Source organism: Nocardioides sp. Root122 (assembly GCF_001425025.1).
Taxonomy (GTDB): domain Bacteria; phylum Actinomycetota; class Actinomycetes; order Propionibacteriales; family Nocardioidaceae; genus Nocardioides.
In genome coordinates, this window is sequence record NZ_LMDE01000013.1 from 197,040 (window position 1) to 212,858 (window position 15,819).

12 protein-coding genes are annotated in these 15,819 nt (G+C 70.8%); 4 read left to right on the top strand and 8 right to left on the bottom strand.

Features of this window, described 5'->3' with window-relative positions; translation table 11 throughout:
- Positions 1-29: 29 nt before the first annotated feature.
- Positions 30-1,007, bottom strand: a complete 978-nt coding sequence (locus ASC64_RS18045) for a sugar-binding transcriptional regulator (RefSeq protein WP_056908929.1) — start codon at positions 1,005-1,007, stop codon at positions 30-32.
- 373 nt (positions 1,008-1,380) lie between these two features.
- Between ASC64_RS18045 and ASC64_RS18050 the strand changes: the two genes are divergently transcribed.
- On the top strand, positions 1,381-2,163 hold the full coding sequence (locus ASC64_RS18050; RefSeq protein ID WP_056908930.1) for a phosphotransferase: 783 nt from the start codon (positions 1,381-1,383) through the stop codon (positions 2,161-2,163).
- Positions 2,164-2,186: 23 nt separating this feature from the next.
- Here the strand turns inward: ASC64_RS18050 and ASC64_RS18055 are convergent, their stop codons facing one another.
- The 7 genes from ASC64_RS18055 to ASC64_RS18085 all read right to left on the bottom strand — a co-directional run bounded on the left by ASC64_RS18055 (position 2,187) and on the right by ASC64_RS18085 (position 12,153).
- Positions 2,187-3,389, bottom strand: a complete 1,203-nt coding sequence (locus tag ASC64_RS18055; RefSeq protein WP_082550612.1) for an amidohydrolase — start codon at positions 3,387-3,389, stop codon at positions 2,187-2,189.
- 12 nt (positions 3,390-3,401) lie between these two features.
- Positions 3,402-4,424 carry a methylmalonyl Co-A mutase-associated GTPase MeaB gene (gene meaB, locus ASC64_RS18060; protein ID WP_235563814.1) on the bottom strand — a complete coding sequence of 341 codons (1,023 nt, stop codon included), beginning with the start codon at positions 4,422-4,424 and terminating at the stop codon, positions 3,402-3,404.
- The gene (gene scpA / locus ASC64_RS18065; RefSeq protein WP_056908931.1) at positions 4,417-6,606 is read right to left on the bottom strand and encodes a methylmalonyl-CoA mutase; all 2,190 of its coding nucleotides are present in this window, start codon (positions 6,604-6,606) and stop codon (positions 4,417-4,419) included. Before scpA ends, meaB begins: the two co-directional genes overlap by 8 nt.
- Positions 6,603-8,423 (bottom strand): methylmalonyl-CoA mutase family protein, encoded by a 1,821-nt coding sequence (locus ASC64_RS18070; RefSeq protein ID WP_056908932.1) that lies wholly within the window; start codon positions 8,421-8,423, stop codon positions 6,603-6,605. The genes scpA and ASC64_RS18070 overlap by 4 nt, the downstream gene beginning before the upstream one ends.
- A gap of 190 nt (positions 8,424-8,613) precedes the next feature.
- Entirely contained in the window at positions 8,614-9,390 is a 777-nt protein-coding gene (locus ASC64_RS18075) for a succinate dehydrogenase/fumarate reductase iron-sulfur subunit (RefSeq protein WP_056908933.1), read from the bottom strand.
- Positions 9,390-11,234 carry a fumarate reductase/succinate dehydrogenase flavoprotein subunit gene (locus ASC64_RS18080; RefSeq protein WP_235563815.1) on the bottom strand — a complete coding sequence of 615 codons (1,845 nt, stop codon included), beginning with the start codon at positions 11,232-11,234 and terminating at the stop codon, positions 9,390-9,392. The genes ASC64_RS18075 and ASC64_RS18080 overlap by 1 nt, the downstream gene beginning before the upstream one ends.
- Positions 11,235-11,331: 97 nt before the next feature.
- Entirely contained in the window at positions 11,332-12,153 is an 822-nt protein-coding gene (locus tag ASC64_RS18085; protein ID WP_056908934.1) for a hypothetical protein, read from the bottom strand.
- 157 nt (positions 12,154-12,310) lie between these two features.
- Here ASC64_RS18085 and ASC64_RS18090 point away from each other — a divergent pair, with 157 nt between their 5' ends.
- The 3 genes from ASC64_RS18090 to ASC64_RS18100 are packed head-to-tail and all read left to right on the top strand — an operon-like array spanning position 12,311 to position 15,819.
- Positions 12,311-13,024: a succinate dehydrogenase cytochrome b subunit gene (locus ASC64_RS18090; protein WP_056908935.1), complete on the top strand. Its 714-nt coding sequence runs from the start codon at positions 12,311-12,313 to the stop codon at positions 13,022-13,024.
- Between the two features lie 30 nt (positions 13,025-13,054).
- Positions 13,055-15,076, top strand: a complete 2,022-nt coding sequence (locus tag ASC64_RS18095) for a fumarate reductase/succinate dehydrogenase flavoprotein subunit (RefSeq protein ID WP_056909024.1) — start codon at positions 13,055-13,057, stop codon at positions 15,074-15,076.
- On the top strand, positions 15,076-15,819 hold the full coding sequence (locus tag ASC64_RS18100) for a succinate dehydrogenase/fumarate reductase iron-sulfur subunit (RefSeq protein ID WP_056908936.1): 744 nt from the start codon (positions 15,076-15,078) through the stop codon (positions 15,817-15,819). Before ASC64_RS18095 ends, ASC64_RS18100 begins: the two co-directional genes overlap by 1 nt.

The following is a 15,819-nucleotide window of genomic DNA, read 5'->3' on the forward strand; positions in this document are numbered from 1 at the left end:
TGGCGCGTCGGTGCGGAGGACGACGGCGGCTAGGTGGCCGCGGTGCTCGTCTCGCGCGTGAGGACCGGGCGTCGTACTACGGGCAGGCGCAGGAGCGCCATCGCCGTGACGTCGTCAGTGACCAGCGAGGTCAGCAGTCCGGAGCGGGCCACGGCCGCGATCGCCGGGGCCTTCTCGAGCGACCCGGCCACCGCCAGCACCCGCGGGCTGCCCATCAGGTCGTCGACCGAGACCGAGATGCGTCGGCGCGCCGCCGCGGCGTCGATGACGGTCCCGTCGTCACGAATGAAGATGCCGGCCATCTCCGCGCGCGCCCCCTCAGCAGCCAGCTCGTCGCGGTCGGACGACTCCAGGCTGGACCCGAGCTGGGTGATGGGCGGGTCCCACGATCCCAGGGACAGCACTGCCAGCTGGAGGTCCCGGTAGGACTCGAGGATGCGGCGCACGGCCGCGTCGTTGCGGAAGGTGTCGGCCGCCTCTGGCGTGCCCGCGAAGAGCGGGCAGAACAGGGAGAGCGTCTGGACGCTCGAGCGGTCGGCGATCCGCCGGATCACCTCCACCGGCGACTGGGCGAAGTCGTTGCCCACGATCCCCGTGAGCTGGATCAGGGTGCACGGCGGGAGGTCCGCCAGCTCCTCACCCAGGGCGACCAGGGTGCGCCCCCAGGACAGGCCCACCAGGTCGCCCGTCCGGATGTGTCGCTTCATCTCGCGAGCAGCGGCCCGGGCGAGGCGACGACGATTGTCGACCTCGGTGTCACCCGACGTCACGACGACGCACTCGTCGAGGTGCAGGTGCTGCCGCAGCTGGTCGGACAGCGACTCGAGGGCGTCGAACCCGTCGTTGATCTGGATCGTGACCAGTCCCGTCTCGCGCGCCTGCTGCAGCAGCCGCGCGACCTTGAACCGCGACATGTCGAACTCGGCTGCCAGCTCGGTCTTGGAGACGTCGTCGAGGTAGAACCGGCGGGCCAGCGCCGCCATCTCGACCCACTCCTCGTTCGGCACGTTCCTGCCCCCTCCACTCGAAACCGAGCCTAGACGGTCCGAGACCACCACCTCGCCGCCCCCGTCGGCGAGGCGCCACGGCGGCTACCTCCTGGGCGTCCCGCTGCTGCTCGCTGCGGTGATCGCCGCGCTCACCCTGGTGGCTGGTCGACGCAGTCGGGACGGCGCCACCACCTCGGTGCTCCATGTGCTCGCAGCGGTCTCGGTGTGCGCTCCGGTGCTTGCGACTGCGGTTGCGGCACCCTCTGAAGTGCTCACGTTCGGGTAGAGCCCAGTCTGCGTCCCTCGGCGGCGTGCCTCGGTGCGTCCCCGACCCGCCGAGCGCGCGAGAACTCGTTGGAGCTCGCACCGGTGCTCGTGCGAGGGTGCCGGAATGGCCGACGACAGGGACCAGAGCCGGGCGGCAGAGGTGAACGAGCGGCTCCGCCCCATCGAGCTGACGGCCGAGTCGGTCACTCGACCCGCTGGACCGCAGACCCCGACCGTGCACGCGTTCCTGCGGCACCTTCGCGCGAAGGGCCTGGACTGCGTCCCCGAGCCCGTGTCGTCGGACGGCGAGACCGAGACGCTCCGCTTCATCGAGGGTGAGAGCGGTGGCGACGGGTGGAAGCACCAGCACGACGAGCACGGGTTGCGGTCCGCAGCGCGCCTCTTGCGACGTGTCCACGACGCCTCCGTCGACTGGGTCCCACCCGGCGACGCCGTCTTCGCCGCGCCGGCGACCGAGGGCGGCGACGTCTTCGTCAACGGCGACCCCGGCCCCTGGAACTTCGTCTGGCGGGACGGAGAGGCCGTCGCCCTGATCGACTGGGACTTCCTCCACCGCGCACCCAGGCTCAGCGACGTGGCCTACGCCCTTCAGTGGTTCGCCCCGATGCGGGACGACGAGGCGGCGCTCGAGTGGCACCACTTCCCTGACGTGCCCGACCGCCGAGCGCGCACAGCGGCCTTCCTCGACGCCTATGGGATCCCGGCCGACTTCGACGTCGCTGACGCCGTCGTCCGACGCATCCGCCACACCAGCGAGCACGTCCGCTTCTTGGCCGCGCAGGGTCAGGAGCCCCAGAGGACGTGGGTGGCCGAGGGAGACGTGGAGAGGGAGGAGCTGGCCGAGATCGCGTGGATCGAGGACAACAGGTTGCTGTTCTCCGACTGACGCGCCAGGCGCGCCAGCACCCGTCAGACGAGCGGGTCGGCGCTGAGTGCGGTGACCGCCGCCTCGGCGAGCACCCGGGCACCGATCCCCGTGGCGGCCTCGTCGACGCGCAGGTTGCCCTGGTGGAGGTCGTACGTCGGGCCGCCCGGGGTGCGCGTGCCGAGGCGGGCCATCGCGCCGGGGACGGAGTCGAGGTACCAGCCGAAGTCCTCGCCGCCGAGGCTCTGCGCGGTCGAGACGTGCCCGTGCGGACCGAGGACGGTGTCGAGGGCGCTGCCGAGCAGGGCGGTGGAGACCTCGTGGTTGACCACCGGGGGGACACCGCGCTGGTAGGTCACCTCGGCCGCGACGCCGTAGGGAGCGATGATCGTGGCGATCAGCTGGCGGATGAGGTGCTCGGCCTCGGTCCAGGCGACCGCGTCGAGCATCCGCACGGTGCCGGCGACGATGCCGCTGTGCGGGATGACGTTGTGGGCCGAGCCCGCCCGCACGGTGCCCCAGACCACGCTGACGCCCGCACGCGGGTCGAGGCGGCGGCTGAGGATGGCGGGCAGCTCGGTGATCACCTTGCCGAGTGCGAAGGTGAGGTCCTCGGTCAGGTGCGGACGCGAGGTGTGGCCGCCCTTGCCGGTGAGCTTGACGGTGAGCGCGTCGGCGGCGCCGGTGAGCGGACCCTCGCGCAGGCCGATGCGGCCCACGTCGAGGCTGGGGTCGCAGTGCAGGCCGAAGATGTGGTCGACGCCGTCCAGCGCGCCCGCGGCGAGCAGGTGCAGTGCGCCACCGGGCATCACCTCCTCGGCCGGCTGGAAGAGCAGCCGCACGCGGCCCGGCAGCAGTCCGCGCGCCGCCACCTCGGACAGCGCCAGTCCGGCGCCGACCAGCCCGGCGGTGTGCACGTCGTGCCCGCAGGCGTGCGCGACGCCGGGGACGGTGCTCCTCCACGGGTCGGGAGTCAGGTCGTCGACGGGCAGGGCGTCGAGGTCGGCGCGCAGCGCCACGAGCCGGTCGCCGCTGCCGAGCTCGGCCAGCACTCCCCCACCATCGGGACGGGTGACGGTCCAGCCGGCATCGACGAGCGCGGTGGTCACCTTCTCGGACGTGCGGTCCTCGTCCCAGCTCAGCTCGGGGTGGGCGTGGAGGTCGCGGCGGAGCGCAACGAGCTCGTCGGCGTACTTGTCGACGGCCTCGGCGATGACGGAGGTGGCAAGGGGTGCGGGGTTCGGCATGACCGACCCAGCCTAGTTGCTGTCCCCGTCGTAGGCGGCGAGAAGCCGATCTGCGGCCAGTGGCGCGGGCAGCTCGCCGGCCAGCACCGCACGTCGTACGTCGTCGCGCACCGCTGCGACGCCGGGCGAGGAGCGCAGCCGCTGGTCGAGCTCGTCCCGCACCAGCGCCCAGGTGAAGTCGAGCTGCTGGGCGGCCCGCTTGCGGGTCAGGCCGTCGGTGCCGAGGTGCTCGCGGTGCGCGTTGACGCGCGCCCAGACGTCGTCGACCCCCACCCCGGTGAGGCCCGAGCAGGTGACCACCGGCGGCGCCCACTCGGCGTGCCCGCGCACCAGGCGCAGCGCACCGGCGAGCTCGCGGGCCGCGACCCGGGCCTCGCCCTCGTGGTCCTCGCCGCCCTGGGCGTCGGCCTTGTTGACCGCGACCACGTCGGCGATCTCGAGGATGCCCTTCTTGATGCCCTGGAGCTGGTCGCCGGTGCGGGCGAGGGTGAGGAAGAGGAACGTGTCGACCATCCCGGCCACGGTCACCTCCGACTGCCCCACGCCGACGGTCTCGACGAGCACCACGTCGTAGCCGGCGGCCTCGAGCACCAGCATCGCCTGCGTGGTGGCCCGGGCGACGCCGCCGAGGGTGCCGGCCGAGGGCGAGGGCCGGATGAAGGCGTCGGGGTCGACCGACAGCGCGGCCATCCGGGTCTTGTCGCCGAGCACCGACCCGCCGGTGCGCACCGAGGACGGGTCGACGGCGAGCACGCCCACCCGGTGGCCGGCGGCGGTGAGCCGGGTGCCCAGGCTCTCGATGAAGGTCGACTTGCCCACGCCCGGGACGCCGGAGATGCCGACGCGGGTGGCGGCCGGCCGGTCGGTGGTCGCGAGCTCGGTCAGCAGCTCGCGCGCCAGCGCCCGGTGCTCGGCGCGCGACGACTCGACGAGCGTGATCGCCCGGGCGACCGAGGCACGCCGGCCCTCACGGACGCCGGCGACCAGCGACGGCACGTCCGGCCGCGAGGCTCGCCGCGCTCGCACCTCAGCCACCGACGGCCGGGTCCTCCCGCAGCCGGGCCAGCAGGTCGAGCGCCGACTCGGCGATCACGGTGCCCGGCAGGAAGACCGCTGCGGCACCCATCTCCTTGAGCGTCTCGACGTCGTCGGGCGGGATCACGCCCCCGATCACGATCATGATGTCGGGACGCCCCTGCGCGGCCAGCGCATCCCTCAGCGCCGGCAGGAGGGTCAGGTGGCCGGCGGCCAGCGAGGAGACGCCGACGATGTGCACGTCGGCGTCGATCGCCTGCTGCGCGACCTCCTCGGGCGTGGAGAAGAGCGGACCCACGTCGACGTCGAAGCCGAGGTCCGCGAAGGCCGTGACCACGACCTTCTGGCCACGGTCGTGGCCGTCCTGGCCCATCTTCGCGACCAGGATGCGGGGCCGTCGGCCCTCCTCGGCCTCGAACTCCTCGGTGGCACGGAGGACCTCGGCGACCTTCGCGTCGCCTGCGCCGGAAGCCTCGTCGCGGTACACGCCGCTGATCGTACGGATCACCGCCTGGTGGCGGCCGTAGACCTTCTCGAGCGCGTCGGAGATCTCCCCGACCGTCGCCTTCGCGCGGGCCGCGTCGACGGCCAGCGCGAGCAGGTTGCCCTCCAGGGAGCCGCCACCGACCGGTCCGCGCTCGGCCGACGCGGTCAGCGCGTCCAGCGCACGGCGTACGTCGTCGTCGTCGCGCTCGGCGCGCAGCCGCTCGAGCTTGGCGACCTGCTGGCGGTAGACGTCGTCGTTGTCCACGCGCAGCACGTCGAGCTTGTCCTCGGCGGCCAGGCGGTAGGTGTTGACGCCGATCACCTTCTGCGCACCGGAGTCGATCCGCGCCTGGGTGCGGGCGGCCGCCTCCTCGATGCGCATCTTCGGGATGCCCTGCTCGATCGCCTTCGCCATCCCGCCGGCGCGCTCGGCCTCCTGGATGTGCGCCCACGCGCGCTCGGCGAGGTCGTGGGTGAGCTTCTCGACGTAGTAGGAGCCGGCCCACGGGTCGATCACCTGCGTCGTGCCGCTCTCCTGCTGCAGCAGCAGCTGGGTGTTGCGGGCGATGCGCGCCGAGAAGTCGGTCGGCAGCGCGATCGCCTCGTCGAGCGCGTTGGTGTGCAGCGACTGCGTGTGGCCCTGCGTGGACGCCATCGCCTCGATGCAGGTGCGCCCGACGTTGTTGAAGACGTCCTGCGCGGTCAGCGACCAGCCCGAGGTCTGGCTGTGCGTGCGCAGCGACCGCGACTTCGGGTTGGTCGGTTCGAAGTCGTCCACGAGCCGTGCCCAGAGCGCCCGGGCCGCACGCATCTTGGCGACCTCCATGAAGAAGTTCATCCCGATGGCCCAGAAGAACGACAGCCGCGGGGCGAACTGGTCGATCGTCATGCCGGTGCCGAGGCCCGCGCGGATGTACTCCACGCCGTCGGCCAGCGTGTACGCCAGCTCGAGGTCGGCCGTCGCCCCGGCCTCCTGGATGTGGTAGCCGGAGATCGAGATGGAGTTGAAGCGCGGCATCTTCTGCGAGGTGTAGGCGAAGATGTCGCTGATGATCCGCATGCTCGGCGCCGGCGGGTAGATGTAGGTGTTGCGGACCATGAACTCCTTGAGGATGTCGTTCTGGATGGTCCCCGCGAGCTGCTCCGGCTTCACCCCCTGCTCCTCGGCCGCCGCGATGTAGAGCGCGAGCACGGGCAGCACGGCGCCGTTCATCGTCATCGACACCGACATCTCGTCGAGCGGGATGCCGTCGAAGAGCGTGCGGGTGTCGTAGATGGAGTCGATCGCCACGCCCGCCATGCCGACGTCGCCGCGCACCCGCGGGTGGTCGGAGTCGTAGCCGCGGTGCGTCGCGAGGTCGAAGGCGACCGACAGTCCCTTCTGGCCGGCCGCGAGGTTGCGGCGGTAGAAGGCGTTGGACTCCTCGGCGGTGGAGAAGCCGGCGTACTGGCGGATCGTCCACGGCTGCGTGGTGTACATCGTCGGGTAGGGGCCGCGCAGGAAGGGCGCGAGGCCCGGCCAGGTGTCGAGGCCGTCGAGACCCTCGAGGTGCTCCGGGCCGTAGACCGGGAGGACGTCGATGCCCTCCGGGCTCGCCCACGGCTCGCCGGCCCCACCCTCGGTGGTTGAGGTGCGAGCGGAGCGAGCCTCGAAACCTCCGAGCTCGATGTCGGCGAAGTTCTTCGGGATGCTCACTTCGAGAGCTCCTCTCGGATCCGGCCGAGGAAGCCGAGCGCATCTACCCCCATGGCACACGAGTCGTCCACGTCGGTCACGGTCTTCTCCCCCGGCTTGCCCGCCAGCACGACGTACGACGCACCTGCCGCACGCAGCGCGGCGACCAGGTCGGCGCCCCACTCGGCGTAGGCCGCGTCGGTGCCGGCGAGGCACACCACGCGCTGACCGGAGTAGGCCGCGGTCACGGACGCGACGTCGGTGGTGGCACCGGCCGCCTCGACGCTGGCACCACCGGCGGCGAGGAGGTTGGTCGCGAAGGTCGCACGCGCGGTGTGTGCGGAGATCGGGCCCATCGTGGCGAGGAAGACGGGGCGCGTGGCGGGCTCCGCGCGCATCTCCTCGAACGCCGCGCCGTAGTGGTGGACGTCGCGGTGCGGGCGGTGCTCGCGCTCGGGCAGCACCTCGGCGAGGTTCGGGAACTCCGAGACGCCGGTCAGGGGGCGCGACCGGTCGGCGACCTGGGCGTCGCGCTCGGCCCGCACGGCCTCCACCCGCTCCGTCACGCCCGTGCGGGCGTCGTCGGCGAGCGCGCCGCCGTCGGCCTCGATCCGGCCGAGCTCGGCCCAGGCGGCGACCGCGAGGTCGTCGGTGAGCTTCTCCACGGCGTAGGAACCACCGGCCGGGTCGGTGACCGCGGCGACGTGGGACTCCTCGATGAGGAGCGAGGAGGTGTTGCGGGCGACGCGGCGACCGAGCGCGTCGGGCACGCCCAGCGGGTCGTCGAATGGCACGACGGTCACCGCATCGGCGCCGCCGATCCCTGCGGCGAAGGCGGCGACGGTGCCGCGCAGCATGTTGACCCACGGGTCGCGCCGACTGGTCATCGGACGGCTGGTGACGGCGTGCAGCGCCATGTCGCCCGTTGCGCCGGACGCCTCCAGCACGCGCGCCCACAGACGCCGGGCGGCCCGCATCTTGGCGATGCTGGGGAACTGCTCGTCCGTCGCGGCCAGCCGGAACTCGATGAGCCGGGCGGCCGACTCGACGTCGAAGCCCTCGTCGGCGAGCAGCCGGAGGTAGGCCACGCCCGTCGCGACCGCCCAGCCCAGCTCCTGGGCGTCGCTGGCGCCCTGGTCGTGGAGCGCGGTGCCGTCGACCACCAGAGCACGCACGCCCAGCTGGAACCCACGGCGTACGACGGGGGCGAAGCGGTCGCGGGCCGTGGTGCCGTCGTCGCGCTGACGGGAGGGCAGCATCTCGAGCGTCTGGAGGTCGAAGGAGAGGTTCGTGGCCGGGTGGAGGGCGCCCTCGACGCCGTCCAGGAAGTGGGCGAACGCCTCGACCTGCTCGGTCGGGGCCCGGTCGAGGACGACGGGCGCCAGGTCCAGCAGCACCCCGTCGAGCAGGGTGTCCCAGTCGTGCTCGACGTCCGGGGAGAGGTGCAGCAGCAGCGAGGTGCCACCGTTCTCGAGGTCCTGGAGCACGGCCTCGTTGGCGGCCCTGTCGTCGACGACCTCCACCTGCGTGCGCACGTCCCAGGCGCCGGCGCGGGACGGACGCCCCGAGGTGGTGAGCCCCTCGAGGTCGGACGGCTGGCCGATCGGCGCGACCTCGATGCCGTCGAGGGTGGTGCGCGTGAGCGCCGCCCAGACGTCGGAGTCGGGGGCGTCCTCACGGAGGCGGCGCGCCTTGCGCAGCACGGCAGCGGTCGCGGCCTCCCAGGCGGACGCGTCGTAGGTGTCGCCGTCGCCCACCAGCCTCAGCGACCCCTCGGCCGGCTGAAGGTCCTCGGGCTCGTCCAGTCCGCCGTCGAGATCACCTGGGAGGTCGCTCATGCTGCGCAGGATAGGACGGACGTCACGTCCGGGTCACCGGCGACGGCTATGGGATACCTCACCCGGGCGCAGGGGTGGGTGACGGGAGCGCTCGGGTGCGCCTGGTCGGCCTCGTCGCTGCCGGCCGCTGTTCCCGCCGTTATCGGCGCCTTCCTCGAGCGCCAAAGACGGTCGCCGGGGCTGGGTGAGCTCAGACCTCGGTGCGGCCGTCGTTGTCCTTGTTGCGGATCCCGATCTTGTTGCCGAGCCACACGAGGGGGTCGTACTTGCGGTCCACGACCCGCTCCTTCATCGGGATGATCCCGTTGTCGGTGATGTGAATGCCCTCGGGGCAGACCTCGGTGCAGCACTTGGTGATGTTGCACATCCCGAGCCCGGCCGCCCCCTGGGCGAGCTGGCGCCGGTCGTGGGTGTCCAGCGGGTGCATGTCGAGCTCGGCGTAGCGGATGAAGAACCGCGGCCCGGCGAAGTGCTGCTTGTTGTCCTCGTGGTCGCGGACGACGTGGCACACGTCCTGGCACAGGTAGCACTCGATGCACTTGCGGAACTCCTGGCCGCGCTCGACGTCGACCTGCATCATCCGGCGCTTGCCGTCGGCGTCGCGGGGGCCGAGCTCGGCGTAGGGCAGCTGGCGCGCCTTCTCGTAGTTGAAGGACACGTCGGTGACCAGGTCGCGGATCACCGGGAACGTCCGCATCGGCGTCACGGTGATCGTGTCGGCCGGGTCGAAGTCCGAGAGCCGGGTCATGCACATCAGCCGCGGTCGGCCGTTGATCTCGGCGCTGCACGAGCCGCACTTGCCCGCCTTGCAGTTCCAGCGGATCGCCAGGTCGCCGGTCTGGGTGGCCTGCAGCCGGTGCAGCGCGTCGAGCACCACCTCGCCCTCGGACACCTCCACCGAGTAGTCGGTGAGCTCGCCGCCGTCGGCGTCGCCACGCCAGACGCGCATCTTCAGGTCGTAGGCCATCAGGACTCCTCGAAGTACTTCTTGAGCTCGTCGGGCATCTCCGGCAGCGGCTTCTCGGCCAGCTCCACCCCCGTGCCGGCGGCGTCGAGGCTGACGATGAGGTTCTTCCGGCCCCACACCTCGTGGTCGGTCGTGGGGAAGTCGTCGCGGGTGTGCCCGCCGCGTGACTCCTCGCGGGCCAGCGCCGCCCTCGCGATCGACTCCGAGACGATCAGCATGTTGCGCAGGTCGATGGAGAGGTGCCAGCCGGGGTTGTACTGACGGTGGCCCTCGACCGTCATCGCCCCGGCCCGCTGCTTCAGCCTCTCGATCTCGACCAGCGACTGCTCGAGCTCGCCGGCCGTGCGGATGATCCCGACGAGGTCGTTCATCGACTGCTGGAGGTCGGACTGGATCGAGTACGGGTTCTCCCCGCCCTCGACCTCGAACGGCGCCAGCGCGCTCGCCTGCGCCGCCTTCACGTCGGTCTCGGCGACCTGCGGGCGTGCGCCCCCCAGCCCGGTGGCGTACGACGTCGCGGCCTCGCCGGCGAGCTTGCCGAAGACCAGCAGGTCACCGAGCGAGTTGCCCCCGAGCCGGTTGGACCCGTGCATGCCGCCCGAGCACTCGCCCACGGCGTAGAGGCCGGGGACGGCGCTCTCCTGGGTGTCGGGGTCGACCTCCACGCCGCCCATCACGTAGTGGCAGGTCGGGCCGATCTCCATCGGCTCGGCCGTGATGTCGACGTCGGCCAGCTCCTTGAACTGGTGGTACATCGACGGCAGCCGCTTGCGGATGTAGTCCGCGTCGCGCCGGCTCGCGATGTCGAGGTAGATGCCGCCGTGCGGTGACCCGCGCCCAGCCTTGATCTCGGAGTTGATCGCCCGCGCGACCTCGTCGCGCGGCAGCAGCTCCGGTGGCCTCCGGTTGTTCAACTTGTCGTCGTACCAACGGTCCGCCTCTTCCTCCGTGTCGGCCGTCTCGGCCTTGAAGAAGTCGGGGATGTAGTCGAACATGAACCGCTTGCCCTCGGAGTTCTTCAGGATGCCGCCGTCACCGCGCACCGACTCCGTGACCAGCAGCCCCTTGACCGACGGCGGCCACACCATGCCGGTCGGGTGGAACTGCACGAACTCCATGTTGATCAGGCTGGCCCCGGCCCGCAGCGCCAGCGCGTGCCCGTCGCCGGTGTACTCCCACGAGTTGGAGGTCACCTTGTAGGACTTGCCGATGCCGCCGGTCGCCAGGATCACGCTGGGCGCCTCGAAGGTCACGAAGCGGCCGGTCTCGCGCCAGTAGCCGAACGCACCGGCCACCCGGCCCTGTCCGTCGGCGTCCTTGAGGACCTCGGTGATCGTGCACTCCATGTGGACGTCGATGCCGAGCTGCACGGTGCGCTGCTGCAGGGTGCGGATCATCTCGAGCCCGGTCCGGTCGCCGACGTGGGCGAGGCGGGCGTACTTGTGGCCGCCGAAGTCCCGCTGCGAGATCAGCCCGTCCTCGGTGCGGTCGAAGAGGGCGCCCCAGTCCTCGAGCTCGAGCACCCGCTCGGGCGCCTGCTGGGCGTGCAGCTGGGCCATCCGCCAGTGGTTCATCATCTTGCCGCCGCGCATCGTGTCCCGGTAGTGGACCTCCCAGTTGTCCTCGGGCCAGCGGTTGCCCATCGCGGCCGCGATGCCGCCCTCGGCCATCACGGTGTGGGCCTTGCCGAGCAACGACTTGCAGACCACGGCCACCCTGGCGCCGGCGTCGTGCGCGGCGATCGCGGCCCGCAGGCCCGCCCCGCCGGCGCCGATCACCACGACGTCGTACGCGTGGCGCTCCATGCCGCCCGCGGCCTCGGGCGACATCTCGTTGCCGGTCATCGGATGCCTTGATTCGCTGGTCATCTGGAGCCTTTCGGGGTCCCCGCGGCGTTGTCAGCGGAGGAGCGAAGCGGGGGAGATGAGAACGTCGTGGGGATCAAAAGAACCTCACGTCCTGGATCGTGCCGGTGGCGAGGAGGAAGACGTAGAAGTCGACGATCGCGACCGAGAACAGCGAGTACCACGCCCACGTGCCGTGGCTCTCGTTGAGCCGCGAGACCCACGTCCACAGCTTGTAGCGGACCGGGTGCTTGGAGAAGTGCCGCAGCCGGCCGCCGACGATGTGGCGGCACGAGTGGCACGACAGCGTGTAGAGCCAGATGAAGGCGACGTTGAGGAGCATCAGCAGGGTGCCGAGGCCCATGTGGACGCCGCTGGTCTCGCCGTCGCCGACGGCGTACTCGGCGGGCATGGGCCGGAAGGCCAGGACCACGTCGTAGGTCAGCACCAGCCCGACGAGCACCGCGGCGTACCAGAACCAGCGGTGCACGTTCTGCAGGATCAGGGGGAAGCGCGTCTCGCCGGAGTAGGCCTGGTGCGGCTCGGCGACGCCGCACGCGGGCGGGCTCAGCCAGAACGCCCGGTAGTAGGCCTTGCGGTAGTAGTAGCAGGTCATCCGGAAGCCCAGCGGGAAGACCAGGATGATCAGCGCCGCGGACAACGGCCACCAGCCGAACGGCTGGCCGAAGTCGGAGGCACCCTCGACGCAGTCGCCCAGGCACGGCGAGTAGAACGGCGAGAGGTAGGGCTCGGCGTAGTAGTCGCGTCCCATGAAGGCGCGGAACGTCGCGAAGACCACGAAGCCCGAGAAGACCACGAAGGTGACCAGCGGCTGGACCCACCATCGGTCCTCGCGCAACGTGCGGGCCTCGATGCGCGCACGTCCGGGACTGCTCACGCCCTGGTCGGTCGATGCCATGCGTCCTCCATGCGTCCTCCATGAGTCCCTGGGACTGGGTCGGGGCAACGCCCACGACTATGGCCTGTGTCACACTCCAGCGGAAGACAACGCGCCCACGAAAACCTCACACGGCCTCGGCGCGTCGCGTGGCAGCACGGGGCGATACGGTGCCTGTGTGGCAACCCAACTCACTCCCCCGACCCTGGTGAAGGGCGCGCGGGCCTCTCGGACCACCATCGCCCTCAAGCTGGGCATGGCGATCAGCGGCTTCATCTTCCTGGCCTTCGTGCTCGCGCACATGTACGGCAACCTCAAGGCCTTCGGCGGTCACGACGCGTTCAACGAGTACGCCGAGCACCTCCGCGAGCTCGGCGAGCCGATGCTCCCGCACGAGGGTGCGCTCTGGATCCTCCGCGTGGGCCTCATCGCCTCGCTCGTCGTGCACGTCTACTGCGCCGTCACCCTGTGGCGCCGCGCGGCCCGCGCACGCACCACGAAGTACGTCATGAAGAAGGACACCGGCGCCAACCGCGCCAGCCTGACCATGCGGTGGGGCGGCCTGACGATCCTCATCTTCCTGGTCTGGCACCTGCTCAACTTCACCGTCGGCAAGGTGAACCCGCAGGGCGGCGCGACCAACGACCCGTTCAACCTGCTCGTCGACACCTTCGACGTCTGGTGGCTGACGCTGATCTACATCGTCGCGATGCTCGCGCTCGGCGCCCACCTGCACCACGGGATCTGGAGTGCCGCACAGACCCTCGGGTGGACCGGCACGGCCGCGAAGCGCAACCGCGCCAAGGTCGTCGCCTTCGTCATCGCGCTGATCATCACGGTCGGCTTCTCCCTCGTCCCCCTCGCCGTCCTCGCCGGCATCATCACCAAGTAAGGGGCCTCACTCGTGAGCCACGACATGGACATGCCCGACACCGTCACCTCGACGGAGGCCTCGGCCAGCGGGTCGCTCGACGGCGACTACGACGACGCCGCCGGCTACTACACCCCCGGCTCGCCGCTGGTGGACGCCAAGGCGCCCGAGGGCCCGATCGCCGAGCGCTGGCAGAACCGCAAGTTCGAGGCGCGACTGGTCAACCCGGCCAACCGCCGCAAGCTCGACATCATCATCGTCGGCACCGGCCTCGCCGGTGCGTCGGCCGCCGCGACGCTCGGCGAGGCCGGCTACAACGTCAAGACGTTCTGCTACCAGGACTCCCCGCGCCGCGCGCACTCGATCGCCGCGCAGGGCGGCATCAACGCCGCCAAGAACTACAAGGAGGACGGCGACTCGGTCCACCGTCTCTTCTACGACACGGTCAAGGGCGGCGACTACCGCTCGCGCGAGTCCAACGTCTACCGCCTCGCCGAGGTCAGCACGAACATCATCGACCAGTGCGTCGCGCAGGGCGTCCCCTTCGCCCGCGAGTACGGCGGCCTGCTCGACAACCGCTCCTTCGGCGGCGTGCAGGTCTCCCGCACCTTCTATGCCCGCGGCCAGACGGGCCAGCAGCTCCTGATCGGCGCCTACCAGGCGCTCGAGCGCCAGGTCGCCGCCGGCACGGTCTCGATGTTCTCCCGCCACGAGATGCTCGAGCTGATCGTGGTCGACGGCAAGGCGCGCGGCATCATCGCCCGCGACATGATCACCGGCGAGATCCAGACCCACGTCGCCGACGTCGTGGTGCTCGCCAGCGGCGGCTACGGCAACGTGTTCTACCTGTCGACCAACGCGATGGGCTCCAACGTCACCGCCGCGTGGCGTGCGCACCGCAAGGGCGCCTACATGGCCAACCCCTGCTACACGCAGATCCACCCGACCTGCATCCCCGTCACCGGCACGCACCAGTCCAAGCTGACGCTGATGTCGGAGTCGCTGCGCAACGACGGCCGCATCTGGGTGCCGAAGAACCAGGCCGACTGCGACAAGGACCCCCGCGACATCCCCGAGGAGGACCGCGACTACTACCTGGAGCGGATCTACCCCTCCTTCGGCAACCTGGTCCCCCGCGACATCGCCTCGCGGGCCGCGAAGTACCAGTGCGACGACGGTCGCGGCGTCGGCCCCGAGGTCGACGGCGTGCGACGTGGCGTCTACCTCGACTTCGCCGACGCCATCGCCCGTCTCGGCCGCGACTCCGTGGAGGCCAAGTACGGCAACCTGTTCGACATGTACGCCCGGATCACCGGCGAGGACCCGTACTCGGTGCCGATGCGCATCTACCCCGCGGTCCACTACGTCATGGGCGGCCTGTGGGTCGACTACGACCTCCAGTCGACGATCCCCGGCCTGTTCGTGACCGGTGAGGCGAACTTCTCCGACCACGGCGCCAACCGCCTCGGCGCCTCGGCGCTGATGCAGGGCCTGGCCGACGGCTACTTCGTCCTCCCCCACACCATCCGCGACTACCTCGCGGACGGTCCCTTCGAGCCGATCGCCGAGGACCACCCCGCCGTGGTCGAGGCGCAGGAGTCGGTGAAGGGCCGGATCGAGCACTTCCTCACGGTCAACGGCGAGCGCAGCGTGGACTCCTACCACCGCGAGCTCGGCAACATCATGTGGGAGTACTGCGGCATGGAGCGGACGGAGACCGGCCTGAAGAAGGCGATCGACCTGATCCGCTCGCTCAAGGACGACTTCTACCGCAACGTGAAGGTCCTCGGCGGCGCCGAGACGCTCAACCAGTCCCTGGAGAAGGCCGGCCGCGTCGCCGACTTCTTCGAGCTCGGCGAGCTCATGTGCATCGACGCCCTCAACCGGCGCGAGTCCTGCGGCGGCCACTTCCGTGGCGAGTCGCAGACCGAGGACGGCGAGGCGCTGCGCCACGACGAGGAGTACGCCTACGTGTCCGCGTGGGAGTGGGCTGGCGACGACGCCGCGCCCGTCCTGCACAAGGAAGACCTGGTCTACACGGCCATCGAGATGAAGCAGCGGAGCTACAAGTGATGAACCTGACGCTCAAGATCTGGCGCCAGCAGGACGCCTCCACCCCGGGTGCGATGCACACCTACCAGCTGGCCGACGTGTCGCCCGACATGTCGTTCCTGGAGATGCTCGACGTCCTCAACGAGCAGCTCAACGCCGAGGGCGAGGAGCCGATCGCGTTCGACTCCGACTGTCGCGAGGGCATCTGCGGCATGTGCGGCCTGATGATCAACGGCGACGCGCACGGTCCCGAGGTCACCACGACGTGCCAGCTCCACATGCGCTCGTTCAGCGACGGCGAGACCATCACCATCGAGCCGTGGCGCTCCGACGCGTTCCCCGTGATCAAGGACCTCGTGGTCGACCGCAGCGCCTTCGACCGGATCATCCAGCAGGGTGGCTTCATCTCGGTCAACACCGGCTCGGCCCCCGAGGCCCACTCGGTGCCGGTCCCCAAGGACGACGCCGACCGCGCCTTCAACGTGGCGACCTGCATCGGCTGCGGCGCGTGCGTCGCCGCCTGCCCCAACGGCTCGGCCTCGCTGTTCATGGGTGCCAAGATCACCCACCTCGGCCTGCTCCCCCAGGGCCAGCCCGAGCGGGACGAGCGCGTGGTCAACATGGTCGCCCAGCACGACCACGAAGGCTTCGGTGGCTGCACCAACATCGGCGAGTGCACCGCCGCGTGCCCCAAGGAGATCCCGCTCGACGTGATCTCGCAGCTCAACAAGGACCTGCGGACCGCGATCAAGCACGGGCACTGA

Bases quoted from the DNA above. Each gene is read 5' to 3' on its own strand.
- ASC64_RS18055 (WP_082550612.1), bottom strand. From the start codon at position 3,389: ATGCCGAACCCCGCACCCCTTGCCACCTCCGTCATCGCCGAGGCCGTC.
- ASC64_RS18095 (WP_056909024.1), top strand. From the start codon at position 13,055: ATGCCCGACACCGTCACCTCGACGGAGGCCTCGGCCAGCGGGTCGCTC.
- ASC64_RS18100 (WP_056908936.1), top strand. From the start codon at position 15,076: ATGAACCTGACGCTCAAGATCTGGCGCCAGCAGGACGCCTCCACCCCG.
- ASC64_RS18080 (WP_235563815.1), bottom strand. From the start codon at position 11,234: ATGACCGGCAACGAGATGTCGCCCGAGGCCGCGGGCGGCATGGAGCGC.
- ASC64_RS18050 (WP_056908930.1), top strand. From the start codon at position 1,381: ATGGCCGACGACAGGGACCAGAGCCGGGCGGCAGAGGTGAACGAGCGG.
- ASC64_RS18070 (WP_056908932.1), bottom strand. From the start codon at position 8,423: ATGAGCGACCTCCCAGGTGATCTCGACGGCGGACTGGACGAGCCCGAG.
- ASC64_RS18075 (WP_056908933.1), bottom strand. From the start codon at position 9,390: ATGGCCTACGACCTGAAGATGCGCGTCTGGCGTGGCGACGCCGACGGC.
- ASC64_RS18085 (WP_056908934.1), bottom strand. From the start codon at position 12,153: ATGGCATCGACCGACCAGGGCGTGAGCAGTCCCGGACGTGCGCGCATC.